General features: G+C 63.6%; 23 protein-coding genes. 13 read left to right on the top strand and 10 right to left on the bottom strand.

Translation table 11 applies throughout. The annotated features are described in order from the left end of the window. The 9 genes from hyi to K410_RS0114105 all read right to left on the bottom strand — a co-directional run bounded on the left by hyi (position 1) and on the right by K410_RS0114105 (position 11,651). Positions 1 to 786: a hydroxypyruvate isomerase gene (hyi, locus tag K410_RS0114145; RefSeq protein ID WP_028135485.1), complete on the bottom strand. Its 786-nt coding sequence runs from the start codon at positions 784 to 786 to the stop codon at positions 1 to 3. Positions 787 to 796: 10 nt separating this feature from the next. Continuing rightward, positions 797 to 2,587, bottom strand: a complete 1,791-nt coding sequence (gcl, locus tag K410_RS0114140; protein WP_028135484.1) for a glyoxylate carboligase — start codon at positions 2,585 to 2,587, stop codon at positions 797 to 799. A gap of 152 nt (positions 2,588 to 2,739) precedes the next feature. Beyond that, entirely contained in the window at positions 2,740 to 4,542 is a 1,803-nt protein-coding gene (locus tag K410_RS0114135; RefSeq protein WP_028135483.1) for an adenine deaminase C-terminal domain-containing protein, read from the bottom strand. 82 nt (positions 4,543 to 4,624) lie between these two features. After that, complete coding sequence (locus K410_RS0114130; protein ID WP_028135482.1) at positions 4,625 to 5,425, bottom strand: NYN domain-containing protein; 801 nt, start codon at positions 5,423 to 5,425, stop codon at positions 4,625 to 4,627. A gap of 52 nt (positions 5,426 to 5,477) precedes the next feature. Next, a complete protein-coding gene (locus tag K410_RS0114125; RefSeq protein WP_028135481.1) occupies positions 5,478 to 6,977 on the bottom strand; it encodes a tripartite tricarboxylate transporter permease in 1,500 nt (499 codons plus the stop codon). Next, entirely contained in the window at positions 6,977 to 7,462 is a 486-nt protein-coding gene (locus tag K410_RS0114120) for a tripartite tricarboxylate transporter TctB family protein (RefSeq protein WP_028135480.1), read from the bottom strand. The genes K410_RS0114125 and K410_RS0114120 overlap by 1 nt, the downstream gene beginning before the upstream one ends. Next, a complete protein-coding gene (locus K410_RS0114115; protein ID WP_028135479.1) occupies positions 7,459 to 8,427 on the bottom strand; it encodes a Bug family tripartite tricarboxylate transporter substrate binding protein in 969 nt (322 codons plus the stop codon). Before K410_RS0114115 ends, K410_RS0114120 begins: the two co-directional genes overlap by 4 nt. A 108-nt stretch (positions 8,428 to 8,535) precedes the next feature. Continuing rightward, the gene (locus K410_RS0114110; protein WP_028135478.1) at positions 8,536 to 9,378 is read right to left on the bottom strand and encodes an IclR family transcriptional regulator; all 843 of its coding nucleotides are present in this window, start codon (positions 9,376 to 9,378) and stop codon (positions 8,536 to 8,538) included. A 143-nt stretch (positions 9,379 to 9,521) separates the two neighbouring features. Further along, positions 9,522 to 11,651 (bottom strand): acetate--CoA ligase family protein, encoded by a 2,130-nt coding sequence (locus K410_RS0114105; RefSeq protein ID WP_028135477.1) that lies wholly within the window; start codon positions 11,649 to 11,651, stop codon positions 9,522 to 9,524. A gap of 351 nt (positions 11,652 to 12,002) precedes the next feature. Between K410_RS0114105 and K410_RS0114100 the strand changes: the two genes are divergently transcribed. The 5 genes from K410_RS0114100 (at position 12,003) to K410_RS0114080 (ending at position 17,287) form a co-directional block, all read left to right on the top strand. Beyond that, positions 12,003 to 12,698: a GntR family transcriptional regulator gene (locus K410_RS0114100; RefSeq protein ID WP_196236056.1), complete on the top strand. Its 696-nt coding sequence runs from the start codon at positions 12,003 to 12,005 to the stop codon at positions 12,696 to 12,698. Between the two features lie 73 nt (positions 12,699 to 12,771). After that, positions 12,772 to 14,505 (top strand): oxalyl-CoA decarboxylase, encoded by a 1,734-nt coding sequence (oxc, locus tag K410_RS0114095; protein WP_028135475.1) that lies wholly within the window; start codon positions 12,772 to 12,774, stop codon positions 14,503 to 14,505. Positions 14,506 to 14,570: 65 nt separating this feature from the next. Beyond that, positions 14,571 to 15,848: a formyl-CoA transferase gene (frc, locus tag K410_RS0114090; protein ID WP_028135474.1), complete on the top strand. Its 1,278-nt coding sequence runs from the start codon at positions 14,571 to 14,573 to the stop codon at positions 15,846 to 15,848. Positions 15,849 to 16,145: 297 nt separating this feature from the next. Beyond that, positions 16,146 to 16,601, top strand: coding sequence for an SdpI family protein (locus K410_RS39485; protein ID WP_155253390.1), 456 nt, complete (start codon positions 16,146 to 16,148; stop codon positions 16,599 to 16,601). Between the two features lie 299 nt (positions 16,602 to 16,900). Next, positions 16,901 to 17,287, top strand: coding sequence for a DUF5413 family protein (locus K410_RS0114080; protein ID WP_028135473.1), 387 nt, complete (start codon positions 16,901 to 16,903; stop codon positions 17,285 to 17,287). A gap of 774 nt (positions 17,288 to 18,061) precedes the next feature. Here K410_RS0114080 and K410_RS0114075 read toward each other — a convergent pair. Next, complete coding sequence (locus K410_RS0114075; RefSeq protein ID WP_155253389.1) at positions 18,062 to 18,493, bottom strand: hypothetical protein; 432 nt, start codon at positions 18,491 to 18,493, stop codon at positions 18,062 to 18,064. Between the two features lie 327 nt (positions 18,494 to 18,820). Here K410_RS0114075 and K410_RS0114070 point away from each other — a divergent pair, with 327 nt between their 5' ends. The 8 genes from K410_RS0114070 (at position 18,821) to K410_RS0114035 (ending at position 25,588) form a co-directional block, all read left to right on the top strand. Next, complete coding sequence (locus tag K410_RS0114070) at positions 18,821 to 20,125, top strand: ABC transporter substrate-binding protein (RefSeq protein ID WP_028135471.1); 1,305 nt, start codon at positions 18,821 to 18,823, stop codon at positions 20,123 to 20,125. Between the two features lie 71 nt (positions 20,126 to 20,196). Further along, a complete protein-coding gene (locus tag K410_RS0114065; protein WP_028135470.1) occupies positions 20,197 to 21,096 on the top strand; it encodes a branched-chain amino acid ABC transporter permease in 900 nt (299 codons plus the stop codon). Next, a complete protein-coding gene (locus K410_RS0114060) occupies positions 21,096 to 22,052 on the top strand; it encodes a branched-chain amino acid ABC transporter permease (protein WP_245269378.1) in 957 nt (318 codons plus the stop codon). Before K410_RS0114065 ends, K410_RS0114060 begins: the two co-directional genes overlap by 1 nt. Continuing rightward, complete coding sequence (locus tag K410_RS0114055) at positions 22,052 to 22,795, top strand: ABC transporter ATP-binding protein (RefSeq protein WP_028135468.1); 744 nt, start codon at positions 22,052 to 22,054, stop codon at positions 22,793 to 22,795. Before K410_RS0114060 ends, K410_RS0114055 begins: the two co-directional genes overlap by 1 nt. Further along, positions 22,792 to 23,463, top strand: coding sequence for an ABC transporter ATP-binding protein (locus K410_RS0114050; protein ID WP_028135467.1), 672 nt, complete (start codon positions 22,792 to 22,794; stop codon positions 23,461 to 23,463). Before K410_RS0114055 ends, K410_RS0114050 begins: the two co-directional genes overlap by 4 nt. A 218-nt stretch (positions 23,464 to 23,681) precedes the next feature. Continuing rightward, entirely contained in the window at positions 23,682 to 24,371 is a 690-nt protein-coding gene (locus tag K410_RS0114045; RefSeq protein WP_028135466.1) for a hypothetical protein, read from the top strand. A 130-nt stretch (positions 24,372 to 24,501) separates the two neighbouring features. Further along, on the top strand, positions 24,502 to 24,945 hold the full coding sequence (locus K410_RS0114040) for an SRPBCC family protein (protein ID WP_028135465.1): 444 nt from the start codon (positions 24,502 to 24,504) through the stop codon (positions 24,943 to 24,945). 193 nt (positions 24,946 to 25,138) lie between these two features. Next, positions 25,139 to 25,588, top strand: a complete 450-nt coding sequence (locus K410_RS0114035; RefSeq protein ID WP_028135464.1) for a c-type cytochrome — start codon at positions 25,139 to 25,141, stop codon at positions 25,586 to 25,588. Positions 25,589 to 25,608 lie beyond the last annotated feature (20 nt).

Raw genomic sequence — 25,608 nt, 5'->3', positions numbered from 1 at the left:
TTACGTCTCGAACGTCTGCGCGGCGTGCCACGACAGGCCTTCCAGCGTCGTGGTGCGCGGCTTGTATTCGCAGCCGATCCAGCCGCGATAGCCGATCGCGTCAAGGTGACGGAACAGGAAGGGATAGTTGATCTCGCCGGTGCCCGGCTCGTGCCGGCCGGGATTGTCGGCGAGCTGGATATGGGCGATCTCCGGCAGATATTCCTGCATGGTGCGGGCGAGATCGCCCTCCATGATCTGCATGTGGTAGATGTCGTACTGGATGAAAAGGTTGTTCGACCGCACCTCCGAGATCAGCTGCACCGCCTGCTCGGTGCCGTTGAGGAAGAAGCCGGGAATGTCGAGTGTGTTGATCGGCTCGACCAGCAGCTTGATGTTCTCGCGGGCCAGCGTCGAGGCGGCAAAGCGCAGATTTCCGATCAGCGTCTCCTTTAGCTCGCGCGGATCAGCATCGACAGGCGCGATCCCCACGAGGCAGTTGAGCTGCTCGCAGTCGAGCGCCCTAGCATAGTCGACGGCGCGAAACACACCGTCACGGAACTCGGCGGTGCGATCGGGCAGGATCGCGATGCCGCGCTCGCCGCTTGCCCAGTTTCCGGCCGGCAGATTATGCAGCACCTGCGTCAGACCATGGGCTTCGAGCTGCTCGCGCAGCTGCGCCTTGTCGAAATCGTAGGGGAAGAGATATTCGACCCCGGAGAAGCCCGCCGCTTTCGCCGCTGCGAAGCGGTCGAGGAACGGCATCTCGTTGAACAGCATGGTGAGGTTGGCGGCGAATTTCGGCATGATGCTCTCCTTATTCCGCCGGCTGCAGCACGCCGGGCCTGACGGTCCCGACCTCGTCGAGCGGCAGGTCCAGCACCTCCTCGAACTCGACGATGTTGTCGATCTCGGTGCCCATGGCGATGTTGGTGACGCGTTCGAGGATGAACTCGACCACCACGGGCACGCGGTGCTTGGCCATCAATTCGCGCGCGGTCGCGAACGCGGCCTGTGCGTCCTTCGGATCGGTGACGCGGATCGCCTTGCAGCCGAGGCCTTCGGCGACCGCGACATGGTCGACGCCGTAGACGCCGATCTCGGGCGCGTTGATGTTCTCGAAGGAGAGCTGGACGTGATAGTCCATCTCGAAGCCGCGCTGGGCCTGGCGGATCAGGCCGAGATAGGAATTGTTCACGACGACGTGGATGTAGGGCAGATTGAACTGCGCCCCAACCGCGAGTTCCTCGATCAGGAACTGGAAGTCGTAGTCGCCCGACAGCGCGACGATGTCGCGATCCGGACAAGCCGCGCGCACGCCGAGCGCGGCAGGCAAGGTCCAACCGAGCGGCCCGGCCTGTCCCGCATTGATCCAGTTGCGCGGGCGATAGACGCCCAGGAATTGCGCGCCGGCGATCTGCGACAGGCCGATCACGGTGACGTAGCAGGTGTCACGACCAAAGGCCTTGGTCATCTCCTCGTAGACGCGCTGCGGCTTGATCGGCACGTTGTCGAAATGACTCTTGCGCAGCATCGTTTTCTTGCGATCGCGGCAGGAAGCCGGCCAAGCCTGGCGCTCGCGGAGCCTGCCCGCCCGCCGCCACTCCCTGGCGACGGTGACGAACAGCTCGAGCGCGGCCTTGGCGTCCGAGACGATGCCGAGATCGGGATTGAACACGCGTCCGATCTGCGTCGGCTCGATGTCGACATGCACGAATTTGCGGCCCTTGGTGTAGCTCTCGACCGAGCCGGTGTGGCGGTTGGCCCAGCGGTTGCCGATGCCGAGCACGAAGTCGGATTCCAGCATGGTGGCATTGCCGTAGCGGTGGCTGGTCTGAAGCCCGACCATGCCGGCCATCAGCACGTGATCGTCGGGGATCGCGCCCCATCCCATAAGGGTCGGCACCACGGGCACGTTGGCGATCTCGGCGAACTCCACAAGCAGGTCCGATGCGTCGGCGTTGATGATGCCACCACCGGCGACGATCAGTGGCCGCTCGGCGGCGTTGAGCATCTCCAGCGCCTTCTCGACCTGCTTGCGCGTGGCCGTGGGCTTGTAGACCGGCAGCGGCTCATAGGTCTCGTCGTCGAACTCGATCTCGGCGAGTTGCACGTCGAGCGGCATGTCGATCAGGACCGGTCCGGGCCTGCCTGAGCGCATCACATGAAACGCCTGGCTGAACACGCGGGGCACCAGCGCCGGCTCCCGCACCGTCACCGCCCATTTCGTCACCGGCTTAGCGATCGATTCGATGTCGACCGCCTGGAAGTCCTCCTTGTAGAGCCGCGCCCGCGGCGCCTGTCCGGTGATGCAGAGGATCGGGATGGAATCGGCAATCGCCGAATACAGCCCGGTGATCATGTCGGTGCCCGCCGGCCCCGAGGTTCCAATGCAGACGCCGATATTGCCGGCCTTGGCGCGGGTATAGCCCTCCGCCATGTGCGAAGCGCCCTCGACGTGTCGTGCCAGGATATGGTGGATCGAGCCGCGCTTCCTCAGCGCCGAGTACAGCGGATTGATCGCGGCCCCGGGAACTCCGAAGGCGGTCGAGATGCCCTCTCTCTCCAGAATTCGCACGGCTGCATCGACGGCTCGCATCTTCGCCATATCGGACCTCGCTTGGTTCAAGTCAGCGAGCGAGATCATCGGTTGCGCGAGCCGCGATCTCAACGAGATCGATTTTATTTTCCACGATGCGGCAGCCGCAGAGAAATTGCGGCAAGCTCAATCGGTTAGATGCAGGAATGCGTGAAAGCGGCTCATTCGAACAACGGCGCCAGCTCCATCTGCGGCACCAGCACGAGACCCTTGTCGGTGATGCGAATTTCCGGAATGACCGATAGGGGAATCAAATTGAAACCCATATAGGGGATGGTGCAGCCGGCCTCGGCCCATTCCTTCTTCAGTACCTTGACCTCCTCGGCCACCTCGGTGACGCGCTTGTCGGACAGCAGCCCCGCGATCGGCAGCGGAACCAGCGCCCTCACCTTACCGTCGGCGACGACGCAGACGCCGCCCTGCTGCTCCCTGATCGCCGCGATCGCGACCTGCATGTCCGCCTCGTTGGTACCGGCGACGATGATGTTGTGGCTGTCGTGCCCGACGCTGGAGGCGACCGCGCCGCGCTTGAGGCCGAAATCCTTCAGGAGGCCGTGGGCGACATTGCCGGCCGATTTTCCATGGCGCTCGACCACGGTGACGAAGCAGAGGCCGTAACGGGCGAACAGCGACGGCCAGTCCTTGGCCGGCTCGATCGCAACCTTTTCGTGGATCAGGGTGATGCCCGGCAGCGCGGTCTTGATCGCGTTGACAGTGCAGGCCTTCGCCGGCAGCTCCGGCGTCAGCTTCATCGTCTTCGGCAATTTCACCGTCGCATAAGCCGCCTTCGGATATTGGTAGCGCTGCGACAATGCCTGATCGAGGCGACCAGTGATCTTGCCATGCTCGACCACGAGCTCGCCGCCATACCAGGTGCATTGTGGCTTGAGCTGATCATCCATCAGCACGAGATCGGCGCGGCGGCCGCCGCCGAGCCCGCCGATGTCGCCATCGATGCCGAAGCGCGTCGCGCCATGCAGCGAGCCCATCGACCAGGCCTGCTCCGGCGACATCCCCGCCTTCACGGCTTCGCGCACCACCCAGTCGAGGCCGAACAGCAGGAGATCGTCGGCATCGCGGTCATCGGTGCACACCGCCGTGCGCTTGTGCGAGGCCTCAAGCTCGGTGATGGTGCGGATCGCCTGCGGCAGCGAATGCCAGGGCGTCGTCGGCGGCCCCCCACGCAGGAACACCCAGACGCCGGCATCGAGCAGATCGTCGGCGATGTCGCGGTCGATCGCTTCATGCGTGTCGGTGACGCCACTCGCAGCATAAGCCGCGACGAATTCGCGCCCGTAGACGTGGCCGGACACCGGACGTCCGCGCTTCAGGGCGGCCGCGAGGATCGCATGGCTGCGCTCGTCGGCCATCGTCACCGGCACGAAGTCCATCTTCTCGCCGAGTGCCACGGCTTCGGGCCAGCGATCGAACAGACCCGCGATCTTGTCCGGCGTGAGATCACCGCCAGCCGTTTCGAGTTCAGCCGATGTCGCAGGAACCGTCGAAGGCACCGTCAAGAAAATCGAGAGCGGCGCCTCGCGCGCATCCTCCAGCATCGCCTCGACGCCGGCGACGTCCATCACGTTGCCGATCTCGTGGCTGTCGCAAAAGATCGTGGTGGTGCCGTTGAGCAGCGCGGCCTCGGCATAGGCGCAGGCCGTCACCATCGAGGATTCGATGTGGATGTGCGGATCGACCAGACCCGGCGCTATGATGCCGCCGGCGGCATCATAGGTCGCAACGCTGCTCCACGCCTTCTTCGCTGCTCCGCTCGGCTTCACGGCGGCAATGCGGCCGCCGGCGATCCAGATCTCGCGGTTCGCATGGATGCGTTCCGAATAGGTCGAAAGCACCCGGGCGCCAGTGATGACGAGATCGGGCGCAAGGCGGGCGGAGGCGACGTCGGCAAGGTGGCGCGTCATGCTGTGCAGCGGCGCAACGGCAAAGCGGGTGAGTTTTGTCATGGGGCTCTCGCGTGACGGAAACAGCCCAGCAATGGTTGCGCCCGCGGGCCGGCTCGGCAACTCAAATAAGCGGCACCCGTGCTTACGCTTTTGGCGCCGAACCTCCTGGCGTCCCCGCTCTAGAAGACCTGCGCGGGTTCCGCCGTCTCGGCTGCGGCGCTGCGGCGGCCTTGACCCGAATTCGCATCGACCGGCCCTTCGACTCGTCGATCTCGAAGGAATTTGTCTTCCGCACGAGATCGCTCAGCTTACGGAAGCCGAACGTCCTCGGATCGAAATCGGACGCGAGATTGGCCAGCTGGCGGCCGACTTCACCGAGCGTAACCCAGCCGTCCTCGCTCTCCATCTGGGTGATCACCTTCTTGATGATCGGCGTGGCCGCTTCGGGCGGCTGAAGCGATGCCGACCTCGAGGTGGCGTCCTGCGTATTCACCGATCCGGCAAGGAGGTTCTCCGTGTAAACGAATCTCCGGCAGGCCTGCCTGAAGCTTTCCGGCGTCTTCTGCTCGCCGAACCCGAATACGTCGATGCCCTGCTCCCGGATCCGGGCAGCCAGGCGGGTGAAGTCGCTGTCGGACGACACCAGGCAAAAGCCGTCGAACCGGCCGCTGTGAAGCAGGTCCATCGCATCGATGACCAGCGTAATGTCGGAGGCGTTCTTTCCGGTCGTATAGGCAAACTGCTGCTGCGGGATGATGGCGTGCTTCGACAGGATGTCGGCCCAGCCTCTGGACCGTGCGTTGGAGAAGTCGCCATAGATGCGGCGGACGCTGGCCTCGCCGATCTTAGCAATCTCCTCGAATAATCCGTCCGCGATCTTGGCGGAGGCATTGTCGGCGTCGATCAGAACCGCCAGACGCGGCGAGCGGAGCTCGGAAGGCATGACAGTTCCCCACCAATGGACGCGACACGAGAAGACAAGTACGTCAGGACGGTTAGTCCTCGTTCGCCTTGAACCGCCCCAGCCCCTTCAGCACAAACGGGGCCAATAGCGCAAGCAGCGCGATGCCGAGCAGCGTCGCCGAGATCGGGCTCTGAACCAGCGTCATGGGATCGCCGAGACTGATCGCGAGCGCGCGGCGCAGCTGGCTTTCGGCGATCGGGCCGAGGATCAGGCCGACCACGACCGGCGCGATCGGAAAATCAAACCGGCGCATCAGAAAGCCGAGCACGCCGAAGCCTGATAGCATCGACAATTCCACCACCGACGGCTTGGCAGCGATGGTGCCCATGGTCGCGAACACGAGGATGCCGGCATAGAGCCATGGCTGCGGGATCGCGAGCAGCCGCACCCACAGGCCGACCAGCGGCAAATTGAGTACCAGCAGCATGCAATTGGCAATGAACAGGCTGGCGATCAGGCCCCATACCAGGTCCGGCCGTTCGGCAAACAACAGCGGCCCCGGGTTGAGGCCGTATTGCTGGAAGCCCGCCAGCATCATCGCGGCCGTCGCCGAGGTCGGCAGCCCCAGCGTCAAGAGCGGAACCAGCGTGCCCGCGGCGGAAGCGTTGTTGGCGGCTTCCGGCCCCGCGACGCCTTCGATCGCGCCCTTGCCGAATTCTTCGGGATGCTTGGTGAGACGCTTCTCGGTGGAATAGGACAGAAAGGTCGGGATCTCCGCGCCGCCCGCGGGCAGCGCGCCGATCGGAAAACCGAACATGGTGCCGCGCAGCCAGGGCTTCCACGACCGCTTCCAGTCTTCTTTCGTCATCCACAGCGAACCGCGCACCGGCTCCAGCTTCTCCTCGCTGTGATGGCGGCGCGATGCGACGTGGAGCGCCTCGCCGACCGCGAACAGGCCGACCGCAAGCGTCGTCACCTCGACGCCGTCGAGCAGCTCAGGCACGCCGAACGCAAGGCGCGCCTGTCCCGTCAGCTTGTCGATACCGACGAGGCCGAGCGACAGGCCGATGAACAGGCTGGTCAGGCCGCGGATCGGGGAATCGCCGAAGGTCGCCGACACCGTGACGAAGGCGACGCACATCAGCGCGAAATAATCCTCGGGGCCGAAGCGCACGGCGAAATCGACCAGCCAGGGCGCGAGGAAGGCAAGACCGATGGTGGCGATGGTGCCGGCCACGAAGGAGCCGATCGCGGAGGTCGCGAGCGCCGGCCCGCCGCGGCCGGCCTTGGCCATCTTGTTGCCTTCCAGCGCTGTGGCCATCGAGGCGCTCTCGCCGGGCGTGTTGATCAGGATCGCGGTGGTCGAGCCGCCATACATGCCGCCGTAATAGATGCCGGCGAACATGATCAGCGAGCCGCCGGGGTCGAGCTTGTAGGTGACCGGCAGCAGCAGCGCGACGGTCAGCGCGGGGCCGATGCCGGGCAGCACGCCCACGGCGGTGCCGAGGAACACGCCGATCAGCGCATAGAGCAGGTTCATCGGCTGAATGGCGACAGCCATGCCGTGGGCCAGCGCCGCAAAGGTGTCCATCACAGCAGTCGCTCCAGCGGGCCGGTCGGAAGGCTCAGCGTCAGCAGCCGGTCGAACGCGAGATAGATGAGGGTCGACATCACGAGCGCGATGATGCCATCGACGAGAATGGCGCGGCGCCCGAACGCCGCCGATGTCGTCACGAACAGCGCCGAGGTCGCCAGGATGAAGCCGCCGCCAAAGCCGATGATCGCGATCAGCAGCGCCAGGCCGACCAGGATCAGAAGCACCGGAACCGGATCGGCGCGCTCGCGCGCGGGCAGATGGCCGCGCAGCGCGTCGATCAGATTGCCGATCGCGAGCAGCCCAAGGCCGCTGGCGACCACGACCGGCATCGCCTCCGGCCCCATGCCGTACATCGCGGTGGATGACAGGCCGTGCGCGTCAAGGACCAGCACGGCGGCAAGACCCGCGAGCAGCGCAGCGATGACGACGCCGGCGCGATCGACGCGCCGCGGCGGCTGGGCGGGATCACCCGAGGTCATGACTTGACCAGGCCGACCGACTTCAGCACGTCGGTGACCCGCACGGTTTCCTTCTTCAGGAAGTCGGCGAAGGCATCGCCCCCGAGATAGGCGTCCTCCCAGCCCTTCTGCTTGAGGATTTCCTTCCAGGCATCCGACTTCACCATCTTCTCGACCGCATCGCTCAAGGTCTTGCGCTGCTCCGGCGTGATGCCAGGAGGCGCGACGACCGAACGCCAATTGGCGATCACGAGGTCGATGCCCTGCTCCTTAAAGGTCGGGATGTCGCTGCCGGCGATACGCTTCTCCGAGGTGACGCCGATCGCGCGCAGCTTGCCGGACTTGATCTGCCCTTCATATTCGCTGAGGCCAGAAATACCCGCCGTGACCTTGCCGCCGAGGATCGCGGCGAGCGACTCGCCGCCGCCGGAGAACGGGATGTAGTTGATCTTCTTTGCGTCCGCGCCGACCGCGCCGGCGAACAACGCCGCCATCACATGGTCGACGCCGCCGGCCGAGCCGCCGGCAAAAGTCACCTTGGCGATGTCGGCCTTCACCGCGGCGGCGAGATCCTGCGCCGTCTTGATCGGCGAGTTCGCGGGCACCACGATCACCTGGATCTCCTCGGTGAGGCGCGCGATCGGTGTCACCTGTTCCAGCGTCACCGGCGACTTGTTCATGGCGAGCGCCCCCACCATAACGAAGCCGTTGACCATCATCTGGTTGCCGTCGCCCTTGGCGCCATTGACGAATTGGGCGATGCCGACGCTGCCGCCGGCTCCGGGAACGTTGGTGACCTGCACGCTGCGCGCCACACCGGAGGCCACCAGCGCCTGCTGCATCGAGCGCGCGGTCTGGTCCCAACCGCCACCCGGGGCCGCCGGCGCCATCAGCTTGAGCTCGAGCTGCTGGGCAAGGGATGGCGTCGCTGCCAGAAGGGTCAGCGCGACGGCTGCGCCGGCAAGGCGCGCGGAAAATTGGAACATGAGGACGCTCTCCAGGCTCATGCGGACGTTTGCCGCATTGTGTCGTTTGGTCGCATATCAGCCAAAACGGCCGATGCTGTCCAGCGACAGCGCCCAGATTCCTGCGTTTTAGCGCGGCGTCGGCATCACCCCACCCAGCGCGACGGTCAGCTCGCCGGCGACCTCGCGCACGATTTGGCCCACGTCCGGCAATCGGTCGTCGGTCAGGCGACTGGTCATGCCGGAGACGGAAATCGCCGCGAGCGGCTCGGCGCAGTCGTTGTATACCACCGCAGCAATGCAGCGCAGGCCCATACAGGCCTCTTCATCGTCGAGCGCAAAACCCTGCCTGCGGATCTTTTCGAGTTCCTTGAACAGGTCGCTCGGCCGCACGATCGACTTCCCGGTCAGGCGCGGCATGCCGTGATGGCGGATGACGGCGCCGACATCCTCGTCCGAATAGGTCGCGAGCACCGCCTTGCCAACGCCCGATGTCACCATGGGGACACGGCCGCCGACCTGGGTCAACGAGCGCATGATCTCGCGGCTCTCCATGCGGGTCAGAACGATGATGAATTCGTCGTCGACGACGGCGAGATTGGCGGTCTCGCGGGTGAGATCGCGCAGCTTGCGCAAGTATGGAATCGCCTGCGTCGAGAAATTGCGCCGCCGCGCAAAGCTCGCGCCGACCGTGAAGGCGCGCGAGCCGACGTGCCATTTGGATTCGGCGCGGTCGAACTGCACGAAGCGACGGCTTTCCAGCGTCGCGAGCAGGCGATGCACCGTCGAGGCCGACAAGCCGGTGCGGATCCCGAGATCGCTGAGGCGGTAGCCTTCGTCGTCCTCGGCCAGCGTTTCCAGGATGGAGAGCGCACGATCAACGGACTGCACGCCACCGTCGCGGATCTCATGGTCGGCCTCTGCAGCCGATTTGGGTTCGAGCGATTTGCGCCGGATCACGTTCTTGTTCATCGCGACCTGCCGCTCTTGCATCCGTCATTCCGGGATGGTGCGCCGGGATTGCGCGCAGCGCGGGCCCGGCGTACCAGACCCGGAATCTCGAGATCCCGGGTTCGACGCTTCGCGTCGCCCCGGGATGACAGGAGAGCTAGCGCTCAGAGCAGCCCTGCCCCGCGCGCCCATTTGTACTTGGCACCCAACACCTCGACCGGAAGCTCGGTCGAATACGCGTAGGCCGGGATGCCGTTCTGGTAGAGATATTCGGCGGCTTCCTCGACCTCGACGTCGCCGGCGAGCGAGGCGACCATCGGCTTCACAAAGCCCTTGGCTTCCATCTCCTTCTTCACCTCGACCATGTTGCGGGCGAACACCATCGGCGGGGTGACGATGGTGTGCCAGTAGCCGAGGATCAGCGAATGGATGCGCTCGTCCGACAGGCCGAGCTTCACCGTGTTGACGTAGGTGATCGGCGGCTCGCCGCCGGTGATATCCACAGGATTTCCGGCAGCTCCAAACGGCGGAATGAACTTGCGGAAGGCCGCATCCAGATCCGGCGGCATCGACATCAGCGATAGGCCGTTGTCGACGCAGGAATCCGATAGCAGCACGCCCGAGCCGCCCGCTCCGGTGATGATCAGGACGTTCTCGCCCTTCGGCGCCGGCAGCACCGGGACGCCGCGGGCGAATTCGAGCAATTGCCGCAAGCTGCGGGCCCGGATCACACCCGATTGTGCCAGAACGTCCTCGTAGATCTTGTCGTTGCCGGCGAGCGCGCCGGTGTGCGAGGACGCCGCCTTCGCGCCCGCCGAGGTGCGGCCGGCCTTGAGCACGACGACCGGCTTCTTCTTGGAGACGCGCTTTGCAGCCTCCGCAAAGGCGCGGCCGTCCTTGAGGTCTTCGCAGTGCTGCGCGATCAGGTTCGTGTTCGGATCCTGCTCGAAGAAGGCGAGCAGATCGTCCTCGTCGATATCGGACTTGTTGCCGAGGCCGACGATGGCCGAAACGCCCATTTTGGCCGAACGCGAGAAGCCGATGATGGCCATGCCGATGCCGCCCGATTGCGACGACAGCGCGGCGTGACCCTTGACGTCGTAAGCCGTGCAGAAGGTCGCGCAGAGATTGGCCGGCGTATAATAGAAGCCGTAGATGTTCGGCCCCATCAGGCGGATGTCGTACTTCTTGCCGACCTCGACGATCTCGGCCTGCAGCTCCGGCGCGCCGGCTTCGGCAAAGCCCGACGGAATCAGAACCGCGCCGGGGATTTTCTTCTCGCCGCATTCGGTCAGCGCCGCCGCTACGAACTTGGCGGGGATCGCGAACACCGCGACGTCGATCACGCCGGGCACGTCCTTGACGCTCTTATAGGCCTTGTAACCGAGGATCTCGGCGGCCTTGGGATGGATCGGGTAGATGTCGCCCTTGTAGCCGCCGTTGATGAGGTTCTTCATCACGGAATTGCCGATCTTGCCGTCCTCGGCGGAGGCGCCGACCACGGCGACCGCCTTGGGCTGCATGATGCGGTTCATCGCCGCGACGATCTCCTCGGTCGGGCGGGGCTTCGGCTTCGGCACATAGGCGAAGTCGACGACGATGCGGACGTCGGCGGCGGTGGCGCCCTTCGGCGTCGCGAACACCGGATTGAGGTCGAGCTCGACGATCTCAGGGAAATCGGTGACGAGCTGCGAGACCTTGACGATGACGTCGGCGAGCGCCGAGCGGTTCACCGGCTCCCCGCCGCGCACGCCCTTCAGGATCTCATGCGCTTGGATGCCGTCGAGCATCGACAGCGCGTCTTCCTTGGTCGCCGGCGCCAGGCGGAAGGTGATGTCCTTGAGCACCTCGACCAGGACGCCGCCGAGGCCGAAGGCCACCAGCTTGCCGAACGAGCCGTCGGTGATCGAGCCGACGATGACCTCGGTGCCGCCGGCCAGCATCTGCTGCACCTGGACGCCTTCGATCTTGGCATCGGCCTTGTACTTCTTGGCGTTGGACAGAATGGTCTCGTAGGCCTTCTCGGCCTCGTCCGCCGTCTTGAGGCCGACGATGACGCCGCCGGCTTCGGTCTTGTGGAGAATGTCGGGCGAGACGATCTTCATCACGACCGGGAAGCCCATCGAAGAGGCCATCTTGCCGGCTTCGCCCGCCGACTTCGCCACGCCCTCCTTCGGCACCGGAATGCCGTAGGCGTCGCAGACCAGCTTGCCTTCCGGAGCCGTCAGGCTGGTGCGGTTGTCCGCCTTGACCTGGTCAAGCACCTTGCGGACGGCATCTTTGGAATTGGACATGTGGCTTCTCCCTTGACCTCAGTTCGTTCTTTTCAAAGCGCGCGCGTGGTTGCGGCTGCCCGTGATGCTTGCCATTCGCCGCGCTCTGTTCCATGTCGCGGGCTGGAGCGGCATCAAGCCTGAGATTACTCCACCGCCCTGGATCAAAAATGGCTGGCGATGGCATTTGGTATGCCAGAAGCCAACTTGTCAAGCTGCTGCATCACTTAGAACGCCGCAAAAAATCGCCGCCTTGACATTCTGGCATGTGGTATGCCAAAAACTTTCCTGTCAATATTCCTGTAAAAGACGACTCCCCACTGGAGGAGATTCGTCGTGTCACTACGCAAACCAACCAAGGCGTTGCCGAACATGGCCGAGGCAGACATCGCAATCGTTCGTATTGCCCCGGAGACCAGCTTCAAGAACAAGGCGTATGACGCCTTGAAGGAAGCCATCCTCAAGATGGACATCTACTCGACGCCCGAGCCGGTGATGCTCGACGAGCGCGCGCTGTCCGAACGCCTGGGCGTCAGCCGCACGCCGATCCGCGAAGCCATCGCGATGCTCGAGCAGGACGGTTTTGTGAAGACGGTGCCACGGCGCGGCATCATGGTGGTGCGAAGGACCAAGAGCGAGATCGTCGACATGATCCGCGCCTGGGCGGCGCTGGAGAGCATGGCCGCGCGCCTCATCACCACCACCGCGCGCAAGAAGGACATCACGGCGCTGCGCGACTTCTTCAAGGATTTCGGCAAGGACCGCCTGCCCGAGGACCACGTCGAGGAATATTCGCGCGCCAACATCGCCTTCCACCAGGCCCTGATCTCGCTGTCGGAATCGCCGGTGCTGGTCGATCTCACCAACGACCTGCTGCTGCACGTGCGCGGCTATCGCCAGCTGACGATCGGACGCAAGGACCGCACCGCGACCTCGCTGCCGGAGCATCTCGGCATCATCGAAGCGCTGGAAGCGCGTGACACCGAGCTCGCCGAGAAGCGCGCCCGGGACCACACCCTCGGCCTTGCCGCTTACGTCGAAGCGCACGGCCAGGAATTGTTCACGTAGCTGTTCATTAGCCACCATTCACCAGAAGGGCGAACAACTCGCCCCACCACTTGAGACCAGGGAGACAAGGCCCATGCTGAATACCGCGACCAAGTCCGAGGCACCGGGCACCGAGCAGGAGCTGACGGATGGCTTCCATCTCGTCATCGACGCGCTCAAGCTGAACGGCATCAACACCATCTATAATGTGCCGGGCATCCCGATCACGGATTTGGGCCGCATGGCGCAGGCCGCCGGTATTCGCGTGATCTCCTTCCGCCACGAGCAGAACGCCGGCTATGCCGCGGGCATCGCCGGTTATCTTACCAAGAAGCCCGGCGTCTGCCTCACCGTCTCGGCGCCCGGCTTCCTCAACGGTCTCACCGCGCTCGCGCACGCCACCACCAATTGCTACCCGATGATCCTGGTCTCGGGCTCCTCCGAGCGCGAGATCGTCGACCTCCAGCAGGGCGACTATGAAGAGATGGACCAGCTCGCGATCGCAAAGCCGCTGTGCAAGGCGGCCTATCGTGTGCTGCACGCCCAGGACATCGGCATCGGCTTCGCCCGCGCCATCCGCGCCGCGGTCTCGGGCCGTCCGGGCGGCGTCTATCTCGACCTGCCAGCAAAACTGTTCGGCCAAGTGATGAATGCCGAAGCCGGCCGGAAGTCGCTGGTCAAGGTGATTGATGCTGCGCCCGCGCAGATCCCCTCGCCCGCTGCGGTCAAGCGTGCGCTCGACGTGCTCAAGAGCGCCAAGCGTCCGCTCATCATCCTCGGCAAGGGCGCGGCCTACGCCCAGGCCGACGAGGAGATCAAGAGCTTCGTCGAGAAGAGCGGCGTGCCGTTCCTGCCGATGAGCATGGCCAAGGGCCTGCTCCCCGACACCCATCCGCAATGCGCCGGCGCGGCCCGCTCGACCGTGCTGAAGGACTCCGACGTCGTCATGCTGATCGGCGCGCGGCTGAACTGGCTGCTGTCGCACGGCAAGGGCAAGAGCTGGGGCGAGGCGCCGAAGAAGTTCATCCAGGTCGACATCGAGCCGAAGGAGATGGACTCCAACGTCGAGATCGTCGCGCCCGTCGTCGGCGACATCGGCTCGGTCGTCTCCGCGTTCAACCAGGCGCTGGCGTCGGGCTGGACCGCCCCGCCCGCCGAATGGACCAAGGCGATCTCGTCCAAGCGCGAAGAGAACGTCGCCAAGATGGCGCCGAAGCTGATGAACAACAAATCGCCGATGGACTATCACGGCGCGCTCGGCGTGCTGAAGAACGTCATCAAGGACTATCCCGAGGCGATCCTCGTCAACGAAGGCGCCAACACGCTCGACCTCGCCCGCGGCGTCATCGACATGTACCGCCCGCGCAAGCGTCTCGACGTCGGCACCTGGGGCGTGATGGGCATCGGCATGGGCCAGGCGATCGCGGCCGCGCTCGAGACCGGCCACCCGGTGCTGGCGGTGGAAGGCGACTCGGCGTTCGGCTTCTCCGGCATGGAGGTCGAGACCATCTGCCGCTACAATCTGCCGATCTGCGTCGTCATCTTCAACAATGACGGCATCTATCGCGGCACCGACGTCAACGGCGCCAATTCGGATCCGGCGACCACCGTGTTCGTCAAGGGCGCGCGCTACGACAAGATGATGGAGGCCTTCGGCGGCGTCGGCGTCAATGCGACCTCGCCCGACGAGCTGAAGCGCGCCGTGGGCGACGCCATGAAGTCCGGCAAGCCGACGCTGATCAACGCGGTGATCGATCCGGCCGCGGGCTCGGAGAGCGGCCGCATCGGCAACCTCAATCCGCAGAGCGTTCTGCAGAAGAAGAAGTAAGTCCACCCCTCAACCCTTATTCCCTGCCGGGTGCAGGGGCAGACACAAGAGTACGGAGCAACACGATGACCAAAGCGCTCGAGGGCGTTCGCATTCTCGACTTCACCCACGTCCAGTCCGGGCCGACCTGCACGCAGCTGCTGGCCTGGTTCGGCGCCGACGTGATCAAGGTGGAACGTCCGGGCGTGGGTGACATCACCCGCGGCCAGCTGCAGGACATCCCGAACGTGGACAGCCTGTATTTCACCATGCTCAACCACAACAAGCGTTCGATCACGCTCGACACCAAGAACCCCAAGGGCAAGGAAGTCCTCACCGAGCTGATCAAGAAGTGCGACGTGCTGGTGGAGAATTTCGGCCCCGGCGTGCTCGACCGCATGGGCTTCCCCTGGGAGAAGATTCAGGCGATCAACCCGAAGATGATCGTCGCCTCGATCAAGGGTTTTGGCCCCGGACCGTACGAAGACTGCAAGGTCTACGAGAACGTCGCGCAGTGCACCGGCGGCGCCGCCTCGACCACCGGCTTCCGCGACGGCCTGCCGCTCGTGACCGGCGCGCAGATCGGCGATAGCGGCACCGGCCTGCACCTGGCGCTCGGCATCGTCACCGCACTCTATCAGCGCACCAACACCGGCAAGGGCCAGCGCGTCACCGCCGCGATGCAGGACGGCGTGCTCAACCTCTGCCGCGTCAAGCTGCGCGACCAGCAGCGCCTCGCCCACGGCCCGCTCAAGGAATACAGCCAGTTCGGCGAAGGCGTGCCGTTCGGCGATGCCGTGCCGCGCGCCGGCAACGATTCCGGCGGCGGCCAGCCCGGCCGCATCCTGAAGTGCAAGGGCTGGGAGACCGATCCCAACGCCTACATCTACTTCATCACCCAGGCCCCGGTCTGGGAGAAGATCTGCGACGTGATCGGCGAGCCCGCCTGGAAGACCGATCCGAACTACGCCAAGCCGGCCGCCCGGCTGCCGCGCCTGAACGAGATCTTCGCCCGCATCGAGCAGTGGACGATGACCAAGACAAAGTTCGAGGCGATGGAGATCCTCAACAAGGACGACATCCCCTGCGGCCCGATCCTGTCGATGAAGGAGATCGCGGAAGACCAGTCGCTGCGCGCGACCGGCACCGTGGTCGAGGTCGACCACCCCACCCGCGGCAAGTACGTCTCGGTCGGCAACCCGATCAAGCTGTCGGACAGCCCGAGCGACGTGCAGCGCTCCCCGCTGCTCGGCGAGCACACCGACGAGGTCCTGCGCTCGGTGCTCGGCTTCAGCGATCACCAGGTCGCCGAGATCCACAAGTCCGGCGCGCTCGACCCGCCGCAGAAGCAGGCCGCGGAGTAAGCGACACCGCCTTGACCAAGATGAAAGGGCCGCCCGAAGGGGCGGCCCTTTTGCTTGTGAAGGCGCGACGTCGCAGGCTCAAACCAAAAAGTGAGAAAACAACCCCATGCACAGTAGCCATCTCATTGGCCCGCAAAGATATTTCTGATTCGCCGAAGAAACTCTGACCCGTCGGGCAAAACAGGGGTAGTATGCCATCGTGGATGTCATGCCAGGAGTGCATATCGGGGCGCTGGGGCTGCAGGGTCTGGAGTCCAGGGGCGATTATAGTCAGCGCGAGGCGCAAGGACGTCCGCTATGGGCCAGAAGCAGTCATCGCCGCCGATCAATCCACCAGCAACCATAAGGAGTGGATGCGGGCTGTTCGATCTAAACAAGAATGGATTGCTCCTCGGTATCTCGGTAGTCTCGGCTAGCGTTTCGAGGGCGGAAAGCATGGTACCAGCAGACTACGTCTTTTGCTTCGCTATCGCGTTGGTCGTCGGGTTAAACTTTTATCTTGGCCCGCGTATTCAAAGCGAACGCGTCGCTATGCAACGGGGGTCTACTGGCGAGCCAACTTGGTACGCTCCAAAATGGCTCGCTATGTGGGGAATGATCGCCTTTATGGCGGCCGTCCGGTTGTTCATTTGGCTGGCTTCGACATATGCGCCGCAGCACGTCCATGGTGCTGAATTAGGGATAGTCATCTTCTCGCTGATCGCCGCAGGTTCTCACCTGTTCGTTTTGATGAATGCGAGTGCGACGCACTGAACTGTCGCGCAGGTCAGTAACGGTCAATCGCCACGGTTGGCCCGGTTTAAGTTAGGTCCAGTCTACCATTGACGGACGACATAGCCTTGGCCGTGGGCTGCGGCAGCGATGGTCCGTGAGCGGAAGTGCGGCCGTTGTTGTTTGCTGGACGAGAGCGCCTCAGTTTGAGGGGAACGTCGCATGTTTCATTGTCAATGTTCATTGTCTCGTATCTATCGGAGTGGAAAGCCCCTGCGGGAGCCTGCGGGATTCCGTCATGACATAGACTGCGAACGCCTGTTGCAATACTGGGGCAGGGTATGAAGCGCTTTTCCATTTTTCTGATCGTCGGTCCTATCTTGGGATACGTCGTCATGTTGATCATATCTGATGGATTGAAGGGCATCAGTGTGATCCTTAGTGATGGGTTTGTCTTGTTATTGCCATTTGCTTTCATATTCGGCTTGGTCCCCGCTCTTATTGCGGCGGTGGCCGATCTAGTGCTTGAACGCAGCGGAGTCGCGTCTGTTGGGCGGTGGTTTACAACGGGTGTGATCGGATATCTCGCAACATACATTTCGATTCTTGGCGCCTATTTCGCGGAGCATCCGCCCTCTTTTGACTACGGGCTAGGTCTTACTGGAGCCGTCGCGGCCATGGCGTGCTCTTGGCTCTCGGAATGGTCAAAGAAAAGGGAAACTGCGTGAACGTTATCGGCAGTGTTCACTGTCTCCTATCCAGCCGAGTAGACAGTCCGCGCGGGATTTCGTCGGAGTGGTTAGATTCGATCTCATGATCGAGCGGGGACCGGCCGCCTAGTACTTGGTCGGTTTAGCAAGAAGCAACAAAGGACTCCCCTCTCGATGTCCGCTTCGGCTAACCTATGTCGGGCAAACGGTTAGCCCCTTAGTCGGCTTTGGGTCACAAGCGCCGGTTTGTCACTTCCGCTGTGCCCCGATCAGCTGACCATATCTGAGCCAAACCGCACTTCGCCATCGGGCCACAAGCTGCCCTTGGCAGACTGTTTTGCCTCAGTCGGCTCACCAGACGAGGCGACTATTTGGGCTCACTGTAAAGGGGGCCGCGTTTGCGCTTTTGCCACCACCCAACAAGGAATGGTGGAACAGCTAAGCATGCCAAGACCACGACTACCGCCAAGTTCCGTCCAATGAGCTGGTAGTGAAAGAGCACTTGAGCTGCACTCGCTCCTGCAAAGAAGCCAAACCCCGACGCCGTGTACTGCGAGGTATTCCAGTCAGGTCCTTTGTTGATCGGCAAGCTCATGGAAATGCTCGCTGAGGCGGCCATTTGTCAGGACTGCGAACGTACTATTAAAACTCATTGAAGTTGCATGCCTGCTTTGGGTCACAAGCGGACGCCCCGGGACTAGCGCAACCGATCCGATTACGGTGACAGTGCTGGACTGTCACGGTAATTCGAGCCTCACCGATCTCCCGCCGCCAACTGCTCACGGAAATACTTCACCACCGCCGCATTGAACTCGCGGTGAAATCCGGCCCGGTCGAAGCCTGCCGGCACGTCGGTGCAGATGCGCGGGACAGCGGCCGCCAGCTCCGGCGAGCACGGTGCCAGGAACGCATAAGGCCAGCCGGCACGACGTGAACATCGGGCTTCCCCGGCAGGCCCTGCGCGACGCGTGCGTTGCCGGAGCCGTCGCCGACGCCGAGTCCACCGAACTGCGAGCACCAGAACTGAAAAGACACTTTGACGGCGGCAGGGTTCTCCCGCGTCAGGGTGGCCGGTGCGGAATCAACGATGACGGCGGTGCGAATGCGCGCATCGTGGATCGGCTCGGGCGGCGTCGCGCCCTTGTGAAGCTGTGCGCACACGCCGGCCGTCTCCTTGCAGAGGCTGGCGACCCTGGCGAAGTCCGGCCTGGTCCCCATCAGCACGAGACCGGTTGCCCTCCGAGCGAAAAACCGACGAAGCCGACCCTGGCAGATCGATCGCCGCCCTCTCCTTCCGGTCGCGCAGCGGGCTCTGGCCGGAGCTTTTATCGCGCCGTGGAATTAAAGGCATCGACCATTTTGGGGGCCTTGTCCGTTCCGATCGATGCGCAGCCGACAAAATGAGCGGCGGGGTCGAACTGAATTCGTCGGCTCGCGAATGGCGGCCAAGGGGGCTGGCAACACGCGACAATTATAGTAGCGTTGCTGCAAGAAGAAGAAGCGCACGGCGGCTGAAGCCGGGCGCAACATACAGAACAGGGAGGACTTTCGATGCAATTTCTCAAGGCTGCGGTTGCGGCCGGGCTTGTCGTTGCGAGCTTTACCGGCACCTCGCTTGCGCAGACCAAGCCGTCGGAGCTCAAAATCGGCATCACGACGTTCCTGTCGGGCCCTGCGTCAGTCTTCGGTGTGCCGGCGAAGGCCGCGGCGGAGATGATCGCGGAGGACCTCAACAAGAAGGGCGGCATCGGCGGCGTGCCGGTCAAGCTCTCCTTCATCGACGAAGGCGCGGGAGGCGAAGCGCTCGTCTCGAACTACCGACGCGTGGTGCAGGACGAAAAGGTCGATGCCACGTTTGCTTCGATCTCGTCGGGCAGCTGCACCCAGTTGGTGCCGGTCGCCGAAGACCTCAAAGTCATGAATTTCATGTGGGACTGCGGTGCGGCCTCCATCCTCGAAACCAAGAAGTACCGGTACAATTTCCGGACCCAGGCGAACGGCACGCCGGAAATGCTGGCCGTGCTCCTTTACTTGCTCAAGACCAAGCCCGACTTCAAGACGATCGCGGTGGTCAATCAGGATTATGCATGGGGTCGGGAGAGCTGGGAGATCTTTTCGACCGCGCTCAAGGCGATGAAGCCGGACGTGCAAGTCGTCGCGGAGCTCTTCCCGAAGTTCGGCGCACCGGACTACTCCACTGAAATTTCCCGTCTGTTGGCGCTGCGGCCGGATGTGGTTCTAACCACGTCCTGGGGCGGAGATCTCGACACGCTGGTCCGCCAGGCCGGTCAGCGCGGCCTGTTGCAGCAGTCGACCTTCGTGCTCGGGATCGGCGAATCGTCGATCCAGCGGTTGGGCAAGGACTTGCCCGAAGGCCTGATCGTCGGCGCGCGCGGAGACCACTGGTTCCTGCATCCCGAGAAGAAGAACGACGCGGCCTTCAAGGCGTTCAATGAAGCCTTCAAGGCGAAGACCGGTGCATGGCCGATCTACCCGGTCTATCACATGGCGCAGGCATTCAAGGCCCTGCAGACGGCCTACGACAAGGCAATCAAGGCCAACGGCGGCAACTGGCCCACGCGCGAGCAGGTCGTCGACGCGACGGCCGGCATCGAGTTCGCCACCGGCTTCGGCCGTCCGATTACGCTGCGGCCCGAGGACAACCAGGGTCTCGAAGCTCAGCTGGTCGGCGTCACCAAGTCCGTTCCGGGGTACGACTTCAAGCTGCTCGACAACATGATGATCTTCGATCCGAAGACGATCACCAACCCGGCTGGCGTGCGGTCGGTCGAGTGGCTCAAGACGCTCAAGCCGGACTTCGTCAAGATGGACGTGCCGACCTTCAAAGCTCAGTAGCGGCGCGCTCGACTTTTGATCCCCGTCCTCCGAGCCTCGTCCCGGAGGACGGACCTTTTCTGAAGGCCTTCATGAACTCGACACTCGCTATCTTGGCTATCCTCGATGGGATCAGCTACGCCGCACTGGTGTTCCTGGTCTCGGTCGGGCTCAGCCTGATTTTCGGCGTGCTGCGCGTGGTCAACGTCGCGCACGGGTCGCTGTACGCGTTCGGCGCCTACCTGGCGGCGACGTTCAGCCTTGCAATCGCGCCGATATCGCCTTGGCTCACCTATCCCGCGCTGCTGGCCGCCTCCATCGTGATCGGCGTCGTGTGCGGCGGTTTCATCGAACGGTTTCTGCTGCGACCGCTCTCCGGACAGGAAGACGTCCTCCAGCTTCTGATCACCTTTGCCGCCTTCATGATCATGGACAACCTGCAGCGTCTGATCTGGGGCGTGCAGCCCATCTTCGCCGCGGAGCCGTTGAGGCTACTTCCCAACGTCGCCGTGTTCGGCGTCAGCTACACGTCGTACCAGGTCATTCTGCTGCCCGGCGTCGCACTGGCGACGCTGTTCGGGCTCCGCTACTTCCTGCGCAGGACGCTGTCGGGAGCGGTCATCCTTGCGGTCACGGAGGACCGCGAAGCCTCGACGGCCATCGGGATCGACGCAAAACGCGTATATTTCGTCACCTTCGTCATCGGCGCGAGTCTGGCCGCGTTGGGAGGAGCCCTGGCCTCGCCGACCACCTCGCTGGTCCCCGGCATGGGTGCCGACATGATCGTGCTGTCCTTTGCCGTCGCTGCGACCGCGGGTCTCGGCCAGATCGAGGGTACCGCGCTCACCGCGCTGATGATCGGCCTGACCCGTGCCTTCGTGATCTATCTCCAGCCGGAATTCGAAGTTCTCGTTCCCTATCTGCTGATGGTGCTGGTGCTTCTGGTGCGTCCGTTCGGCCTGTTCGGCGCCGTGCAGGTAAGGAAAATATGATGAGCGGTCGCATCAAGCCGGTCACCACGGTCGCGATCATTTTCTTTCTGGTCAGCGCCGTCGCGCCCCTTTTTGTGTCGAGCTGGGCAACCTTGTTCGCGTTGATCCTCGCGAAGGGCATCGTCGTTCTCGGTATCATTCTTCTGCTGCAGGCGGGGCAGGTGTCGTTCGGACATGCAATGTTCTTCGCGACCGGGGCATATACCGCGGCGTTCTGGAGCAAGTACGTCGGTGGCGGCGATATCGTGCTCTTCATCGCGCTGGGCGGCATAACCTCCGCCGTCTTCGGCCTCATCGTCGGGCTCTTCGTCGTGCGCTACCGGGAGATCTTTTTCGGAATGCTGAATCTGGCGTTTTCGATGGTGTTGTGGTCGCTGCTGGAGAAGATGTTTCACTACACGAACGGCGCCGACGGCATCCGGGTCCCTCGTCCGGCCCTGTTGGGGCTGTCGTTTACGCCCGAAACCTTCCAGTACGTCATTCTTTACGTGAGCCTCTTGGCCGCGGTCGTCGCCTTCTACGGCGTGCAACGCTATCTCGACAGCCCGCTCGGACACATGTTGCGTGCCATCAAGTCGAACGAGACCCGGCTCGAGTACCTCGGGACCTCCGCACGGCGCGTGCTTCTGATAGGCTACGTGATCTCGGCTTTTCTCGGCGGCATCGGCGGCACGCTGGTGGCGATCATCCAGCAGATCGCCACGCCCGAGTTCGGGTTCTGGACGAAGTCGGGCGAGTTCGTGTTCATCGCGATCCTCGGCGGCAGCGCCCACGCCTTCGGAGCGTTCGCGGGCGCGGCGATGTTCGAATGCGTGCGCTTCTATGCGGCGGCCCACCTGGCCGACACCTGGCAGCTGATCCTCGGCGTTGTCTTGATCGTCATCATTCTCTATGCGCCTAACGGACTGATAGGCCTCAGGCAGCGCTACGGCCAGGCGAAGCAGGGAGGACATTGATGGCCAACGTCCTCCTTTCCGCGAAGGGCATCAAGATCCGGTTCGGTGGCGTCATCGCCGCCGACGGGATCGACCTGGACGTGCTCGAAGGCGAGAACCTCGCGATCATCGGACCGAATGGCGCCGGAAAGACCACCTTCCTCAACATCTCGACGGGTTATCTGCGCCCGCAGGCCGGAAGCATCACCTTCCTGGGCCAGGACATCACGGCGCAGCTCCCGCGCACGATCACCAAGCTCGGCATCGCGCGGGCCTTTCAGATACCGCAGCTTTTTCTCGATCAGACCGTGATGGAGAACATGTTGATCGCCGCGGCTTCGCGGCTGGGAAGCCCTTCCGGCTTCACGGCTCTTTCCGCCCTGCCCGAACTGCCTGAAATGGAGCGCCTTCTGGATCTCGTCGGCGTCAAGGCGTACGCGTCTCGCAAGGCCAGGGAGCTTCCCGAGGGACAACGCAAGCTGGTCGACATCGCTCTAGCGCTCGCGCTGAAGCCCAGACTGCTGCTGATGGACGAGCCCACCTCGGGCGTCGCCTCCGCCGAAAAGCTGGAGATCATGGACATCCTGACGTCCGCGCTCGCCAAGGAGAAGGTGACTTCGGTCTTCGTCGAGCACGACATGGACATGGTGGAGCGTTATGCCCACCGAGTCGCGGTGTGGAACGTCGGGAAGATCCAAAAGGTCGGCACGCCGGCGGAGGTTCTGGCCGATCCCAAGGTCCGCGAGCAGGTGATCGGCATATGACGGCGATGCTGGACTTCGAGAACGTCAACGTCGCGATCGCCGATGCTCCGGTGCTGCGCAGCGTCAGCTTCTCGCTGCCGCCGGGCGCGACCGCCGCGCTCATCGGGCGAAACGGCGCCGGCAAGACCACGACGGTACGAACCATCATGGGCTTCACGAAGGCGAGCGGCACCGTGCGTCTGGGCGGTCAGGACCTCCGACATGTTCCTCCGCACCGCCGGCCCTTCTTAGGCATCGGCTACGCACCCGAGGACCGTCGCCTCTTCTCGGCCTTTACAGTGGAAGAAAACATTCTTTTGCCTGGTCGCGTCGCGAAACTTAGCGCGGACGAGGTGCACCGGCGGCTGGAGCGAGCCTACTCGGTCCTGCCGGAGCTCAAGGAACTGGCGGGTCGCCCGGCGGGCTCCGTCTCGGGCGGCCAAGGCAAGATGGTCGCCCTCGGGCGCGCCCTGATGCTAGGCACCCGCCTCGTCATTCTGGACGAGCCGTTCCAGGGCCTCGCTCCTGTGCTGGCGCAGAGGTACGCCGAGGCGCTGCGTCGGCTTCGTTCGCAGGACCGGGACATTACCCTTCTGATTACGGAGTCGAACCCGAAGCTGCTCGAGACCTTCGCCGACGTGACGCTGACAATCGAGCGCGGCGAAATCGAAAGCCGGGTCCTTACGTAGCGCTCGCCCGGTTCGGCGCGCTAAGCCGTCGAAAACTAACGCTTCCTTCCTCGTCCTGCCACAGGTCATCTCCGAAATGCCTGTCACTGTAGTTATCGTGTCTCACTTCAGGGGTGCAGTCCGCACTGTAGCGAAATTGTAGTTTCGGCTTTCAAGCGAGCACACCTTGCCACCACTGTCGGCGTTGAGGCAAACTGACGGCAGAAGGGGAGGTCTGCATGTCACTGCTCGGCAAGGCCGCCGTCGCGATGTGGTGGAGCGTTCGCGCCGATCAGCGGGCCGAGTTCGGCGACTGGCATTCGCATGAGCATTTTCCGGAGCGGATGGACATTCCCGGCTTCCGGCGTGGATCGCGCTGGACCAGCACGACGGATGCGGAAGGTTTCTTCGTGCTCTACGAGCTCGCGGAGTACGAGGTGCTCACCTCGAAGGGATATCTCGACCGGCTCAACGCGCCGACGCCGTGGTCGGCGAAAATGATGCCGCATCATCTCGGCATGATCCGCAGCCAGTGCCGCGTGATCGAAAGCTTCGGCGGTGGCGTTGCGGCTTCGCTCGCGACGATCAGGTTGTCACCGCAGGCCGGACGCGAGGCGGACTTGCAGGCGCAGCTCGCGAACATGCTCGGCACATTGGCGCAGAAACCAGGCCTGACCGGCGTTCATCTCCTGCGCACCGACACCCCGCGGACGAGCGCGCCGACCGCCGAACAGCAGATCCGCGGCAGGGACGGCACGGCCGACTGGATCGTGCTGCTGTCAGGCTACGATGCCGATGCCGTCGAGGCCGTGATCGCAGGCCCGCTTTCGCCCGGGTCGCTTGGCGCCCTGGGCGCGCAGAACAATCCGACCATCGGCTGCTACAGGCTGGCGTTCACGATGACGCCGCAGGATGTCGCAGCCGTCTAGGACACCGGCGGAACACCCGCGAAAAAATCCGCCGCGCCTTGTCGGATCGGCGGCTTCCCGGTCGTCCTCGTGACATGAATGGGCCATAGACGCCAATCTCGGGCCCATCGAGATAAAGAGGATAACAACCATGCCCAGCACTGTCCGCCTGCACCGCGTTCTCGCCACCAGCCCCCAGAAGGTCTATCGCGCCTTCCTGGAGGCGGATGCGATGGCGAAATGGCTTCCGCCGAACGGCTTCACCTGCACCGTGCATCATTTCGAGCCGAAGGTCGGCGGCACGTTCAAGATGTCGTTCCGGAATTTCACCACGGGCAACAGCCATTCGTTCGGCGGCGAATACCTCGAGCTCGTCCCCGGCGAGCGCCTGCGCTACACCGACAGGTTCGACGACCCCAACCTGCCCGGCGAGATTCAGGTGACCGTGAGCCTGAAGAAGGTCTCGGTCGGCACCGAGATCGAGATCACGCAGGCCGGCATTCCCGACGTCATTCCCCCGGAGGCTTGCTATCTCGGCTGGCAGGACTCGCTGCGCAATCTGGCGAAGCTGGTCGAGCCGGAGATCAATCAGTAGCGACGCCATCCGTGTTGCCGGGAGGGCAAAGCCCGGCCGCCAAGGCGCTCGACCTCGCAAGGATGGTGGGCACGGCGTTCCGCGCCTTCGCCCACCCGACGGCACCGAGTGTGATATCTTGATGTGCGTCAAGCTCGCGGAAGGATAAAGTGGCTAAGAGCAAAAGTCTTCCCTTGCGGGCGTCGGAGGCGAGATGATGAGATCTGCTGTCGAATGGTTGATCATTGCCGGTTTGGCCGCCGCTGTCGCGACGGCTGCCAAGGCCGAGGACGTCGATATCGGCAAGGCTGAATTCCAGTCGTCGTGTGCGAGTTGTCACGGCGCCGACGCAAAGGGCAACGGACCGGTCAGCAGCCAGCTCAAGACAGCGCCGTCCGACCTCACCATGCTGGCCAAGAACAACAACGGGGTGTTTCCCACCAACGCCGTCTACGAAACCATCTACGGGTCGAAGTCGGTCCCGGCGCACGGCACCCGTGATATGCCGATCTGGGGCGAACGGTTCAACCCGATCGTCAACCTGCCGCATGCCGTCGATTCCTATTATTGGCAGAAGGCCGGGCCCCAGCAGAACCCGGAGGTCGTGGTGCGGACTCGCATTCTCGCGGTGATCGACTACCTGAACCGGATTCAGCAGAAATAGCGCCGAACAGCCTCCCGCAA

The sequence above is a fragment of the Bradyrhizobium sp. 22 genome (assembly GCF_000482425.1).
Classification (GTDB): Bacteria; Pseudomonadota; Alphaproteobacteria; order Rhizobiales; family Xanthobacteraceae; genus Bradyrhizobium; species Bradyrhizobium japonicum_B.
The sequence above is the reverse complement of the archived record's forward strand: the minus strand, read 5'-3'. Positions and strand labels throughout refer to the sequence as shown.

Bases quoted from the DNA above. Each gene is read 5' to 3' on its own strand.
- hyi (WP_028135485.1), bottom strand. From the start codon at position 786: ATGCCGAAATTCGCCGCCAACCTCACCATGCTGTTCAACGAGATGCCG.
- gcl (WP_028135484.1), bottom strand. From the start codon at position 2,587: ATGGCGAAGATGCGAGCCGTCGATGCAGCCGTGCGAATTCTGGAGAGA.
- K410_RS0114135 (WP_028135483.1), bottom strand. From the start codon at position 4,542: ATGACAAAACTCACCCGCTTTGCCGTTGCGCCGCTGCACAGCATGACG.
- K410_RS0114130 (WP_028135482.1), bottom strand. From the start codon at position 5,425: ATGCCTTCCGAGCTCCGCTCGCCGCGTCTGGCGGTTCTGATCGACGCC.
- K410_RS0114125 (WP_028135481.1), bottom strand. From the start codon at position 6,977: ATGGACACCTTTGCGGCGCTGGCCCACGGCATGGCTGTCGCCATTCAG.
- K410_RS0114120 (WP_028135480.1), bottom strand. From the start codon at position 7,462: ATGACCTCGGGTGATCCCGCCCAGCCGCCGCGGCGCGTCGATCGCGCC.
- K410_RS0114115 (WP_028135479.1), bottom strand. From the start codon at position 8,427: ATGTTCCAATTTTCCGCGCGCCTTGCCGGCGCAGCCGTCGCGCTGACC.
- K410_RS0114110 (WP_028135478.1), bottom strand. From the start codon at position 9,378: ATGAACAAGAACGTGATCCGGCGCAAATCGCTCGAACCCAAATCGGCT.
- K410_RS0114105 (WP_028135477.1), bottom strand. From the start codon at position 11,651: ATGTCCAATTCCAAAGATGCCGTCCGCAAGGTGCTTGACCAGGTCAAG.
- K410_RS0114100 (WP_196236056.1), top strand. From the start codon at position 12,003: ATGGCCGAGGCAGACATCGCAATCGTTCGTATTGCCCCGGAGACCAGC.
- oxc (WP_028135475.1), top strand. From the start codon at position 12,772: ATGCTGAATACCGCGACCAAGTCCGAGGCACCGGGCACCGAGCAGGAG.
- frc (WP_028135474.1), top strand. From the start codon at position 14,571: ATGACCAAAGCGCTCGAGGGCGTTCGCATTCTCGACTTCACCCACGTC.
- K410_RS39485 (WP_155253390.1), top strand. From the start codon at position 16,146: ATGGGCCAGAAGCAGTCATCGCCGCCGATCAATCCACCAGCAACCATA.
- K410_RS0114080 (WP_028135473.1), top strand. From the start codon at position 16,901: ATGAAGCGCTTTTCCATTTTTCTGATCGTCGGTCCTATCTTGGGATAC.
- K410_RS0114070 (WP_028135471.1), top strand. From the start codon at position 18,821: ATGCAATTTCTCAAGGCTGCGGTTGCGGCCGGGCTTGTCGTTGCGAGC.
- K410_RS0114065 (WP_028135470.1), top strand. From the start codon at position 20,197: ATGAACTCGACACTCGCTATCTTGGCTATCCTCGATGGGATCAGCTAC.
- K410_RS0114060 (WP_245269378.1), top strand. From the start codon at position 21,096: ATGAGCGGTCGCATCAAGCCGGTCACCACGGTCGCGATCATTTTCTTT.
- K410_RS0114055 (WP_028135468.1), top strand. From the start codon at position 22,052: ATGGCCAACGTCCTCCTTTCCGCGAAGGGCATCAAGATCCGGTTCGGT.
- K410_RS0114050 (WP_028135467.1), top strand. From the start codon at position 22,792: ATGACGGCGATGCTGGACTTCGAGAACGTCAACGTCGCGATCGCCGAT.
- K410_RS0114045 (WP_028135466.1), top strand. From the start codon at position 23,682: ATGTCACTGCTCGGCAAGGCCGCCGTCGCGATGTGGTGGAGCGTTCGC.
- K410_RS0114040 (WP_028135465.1), top strand. From the start codon at position 24,502: ATGCCCAGCACTGTCCGCCTGCACCGCGTTCTCGCCACCAGCCCCCAG.
- K410_RS0114035 (WP_028135464.1), top strand. From the start codon at position 25,139: ATGATGAGATCTGCTGTCGAATGGTTGATCATTGCCGGTTTGGCCGCC.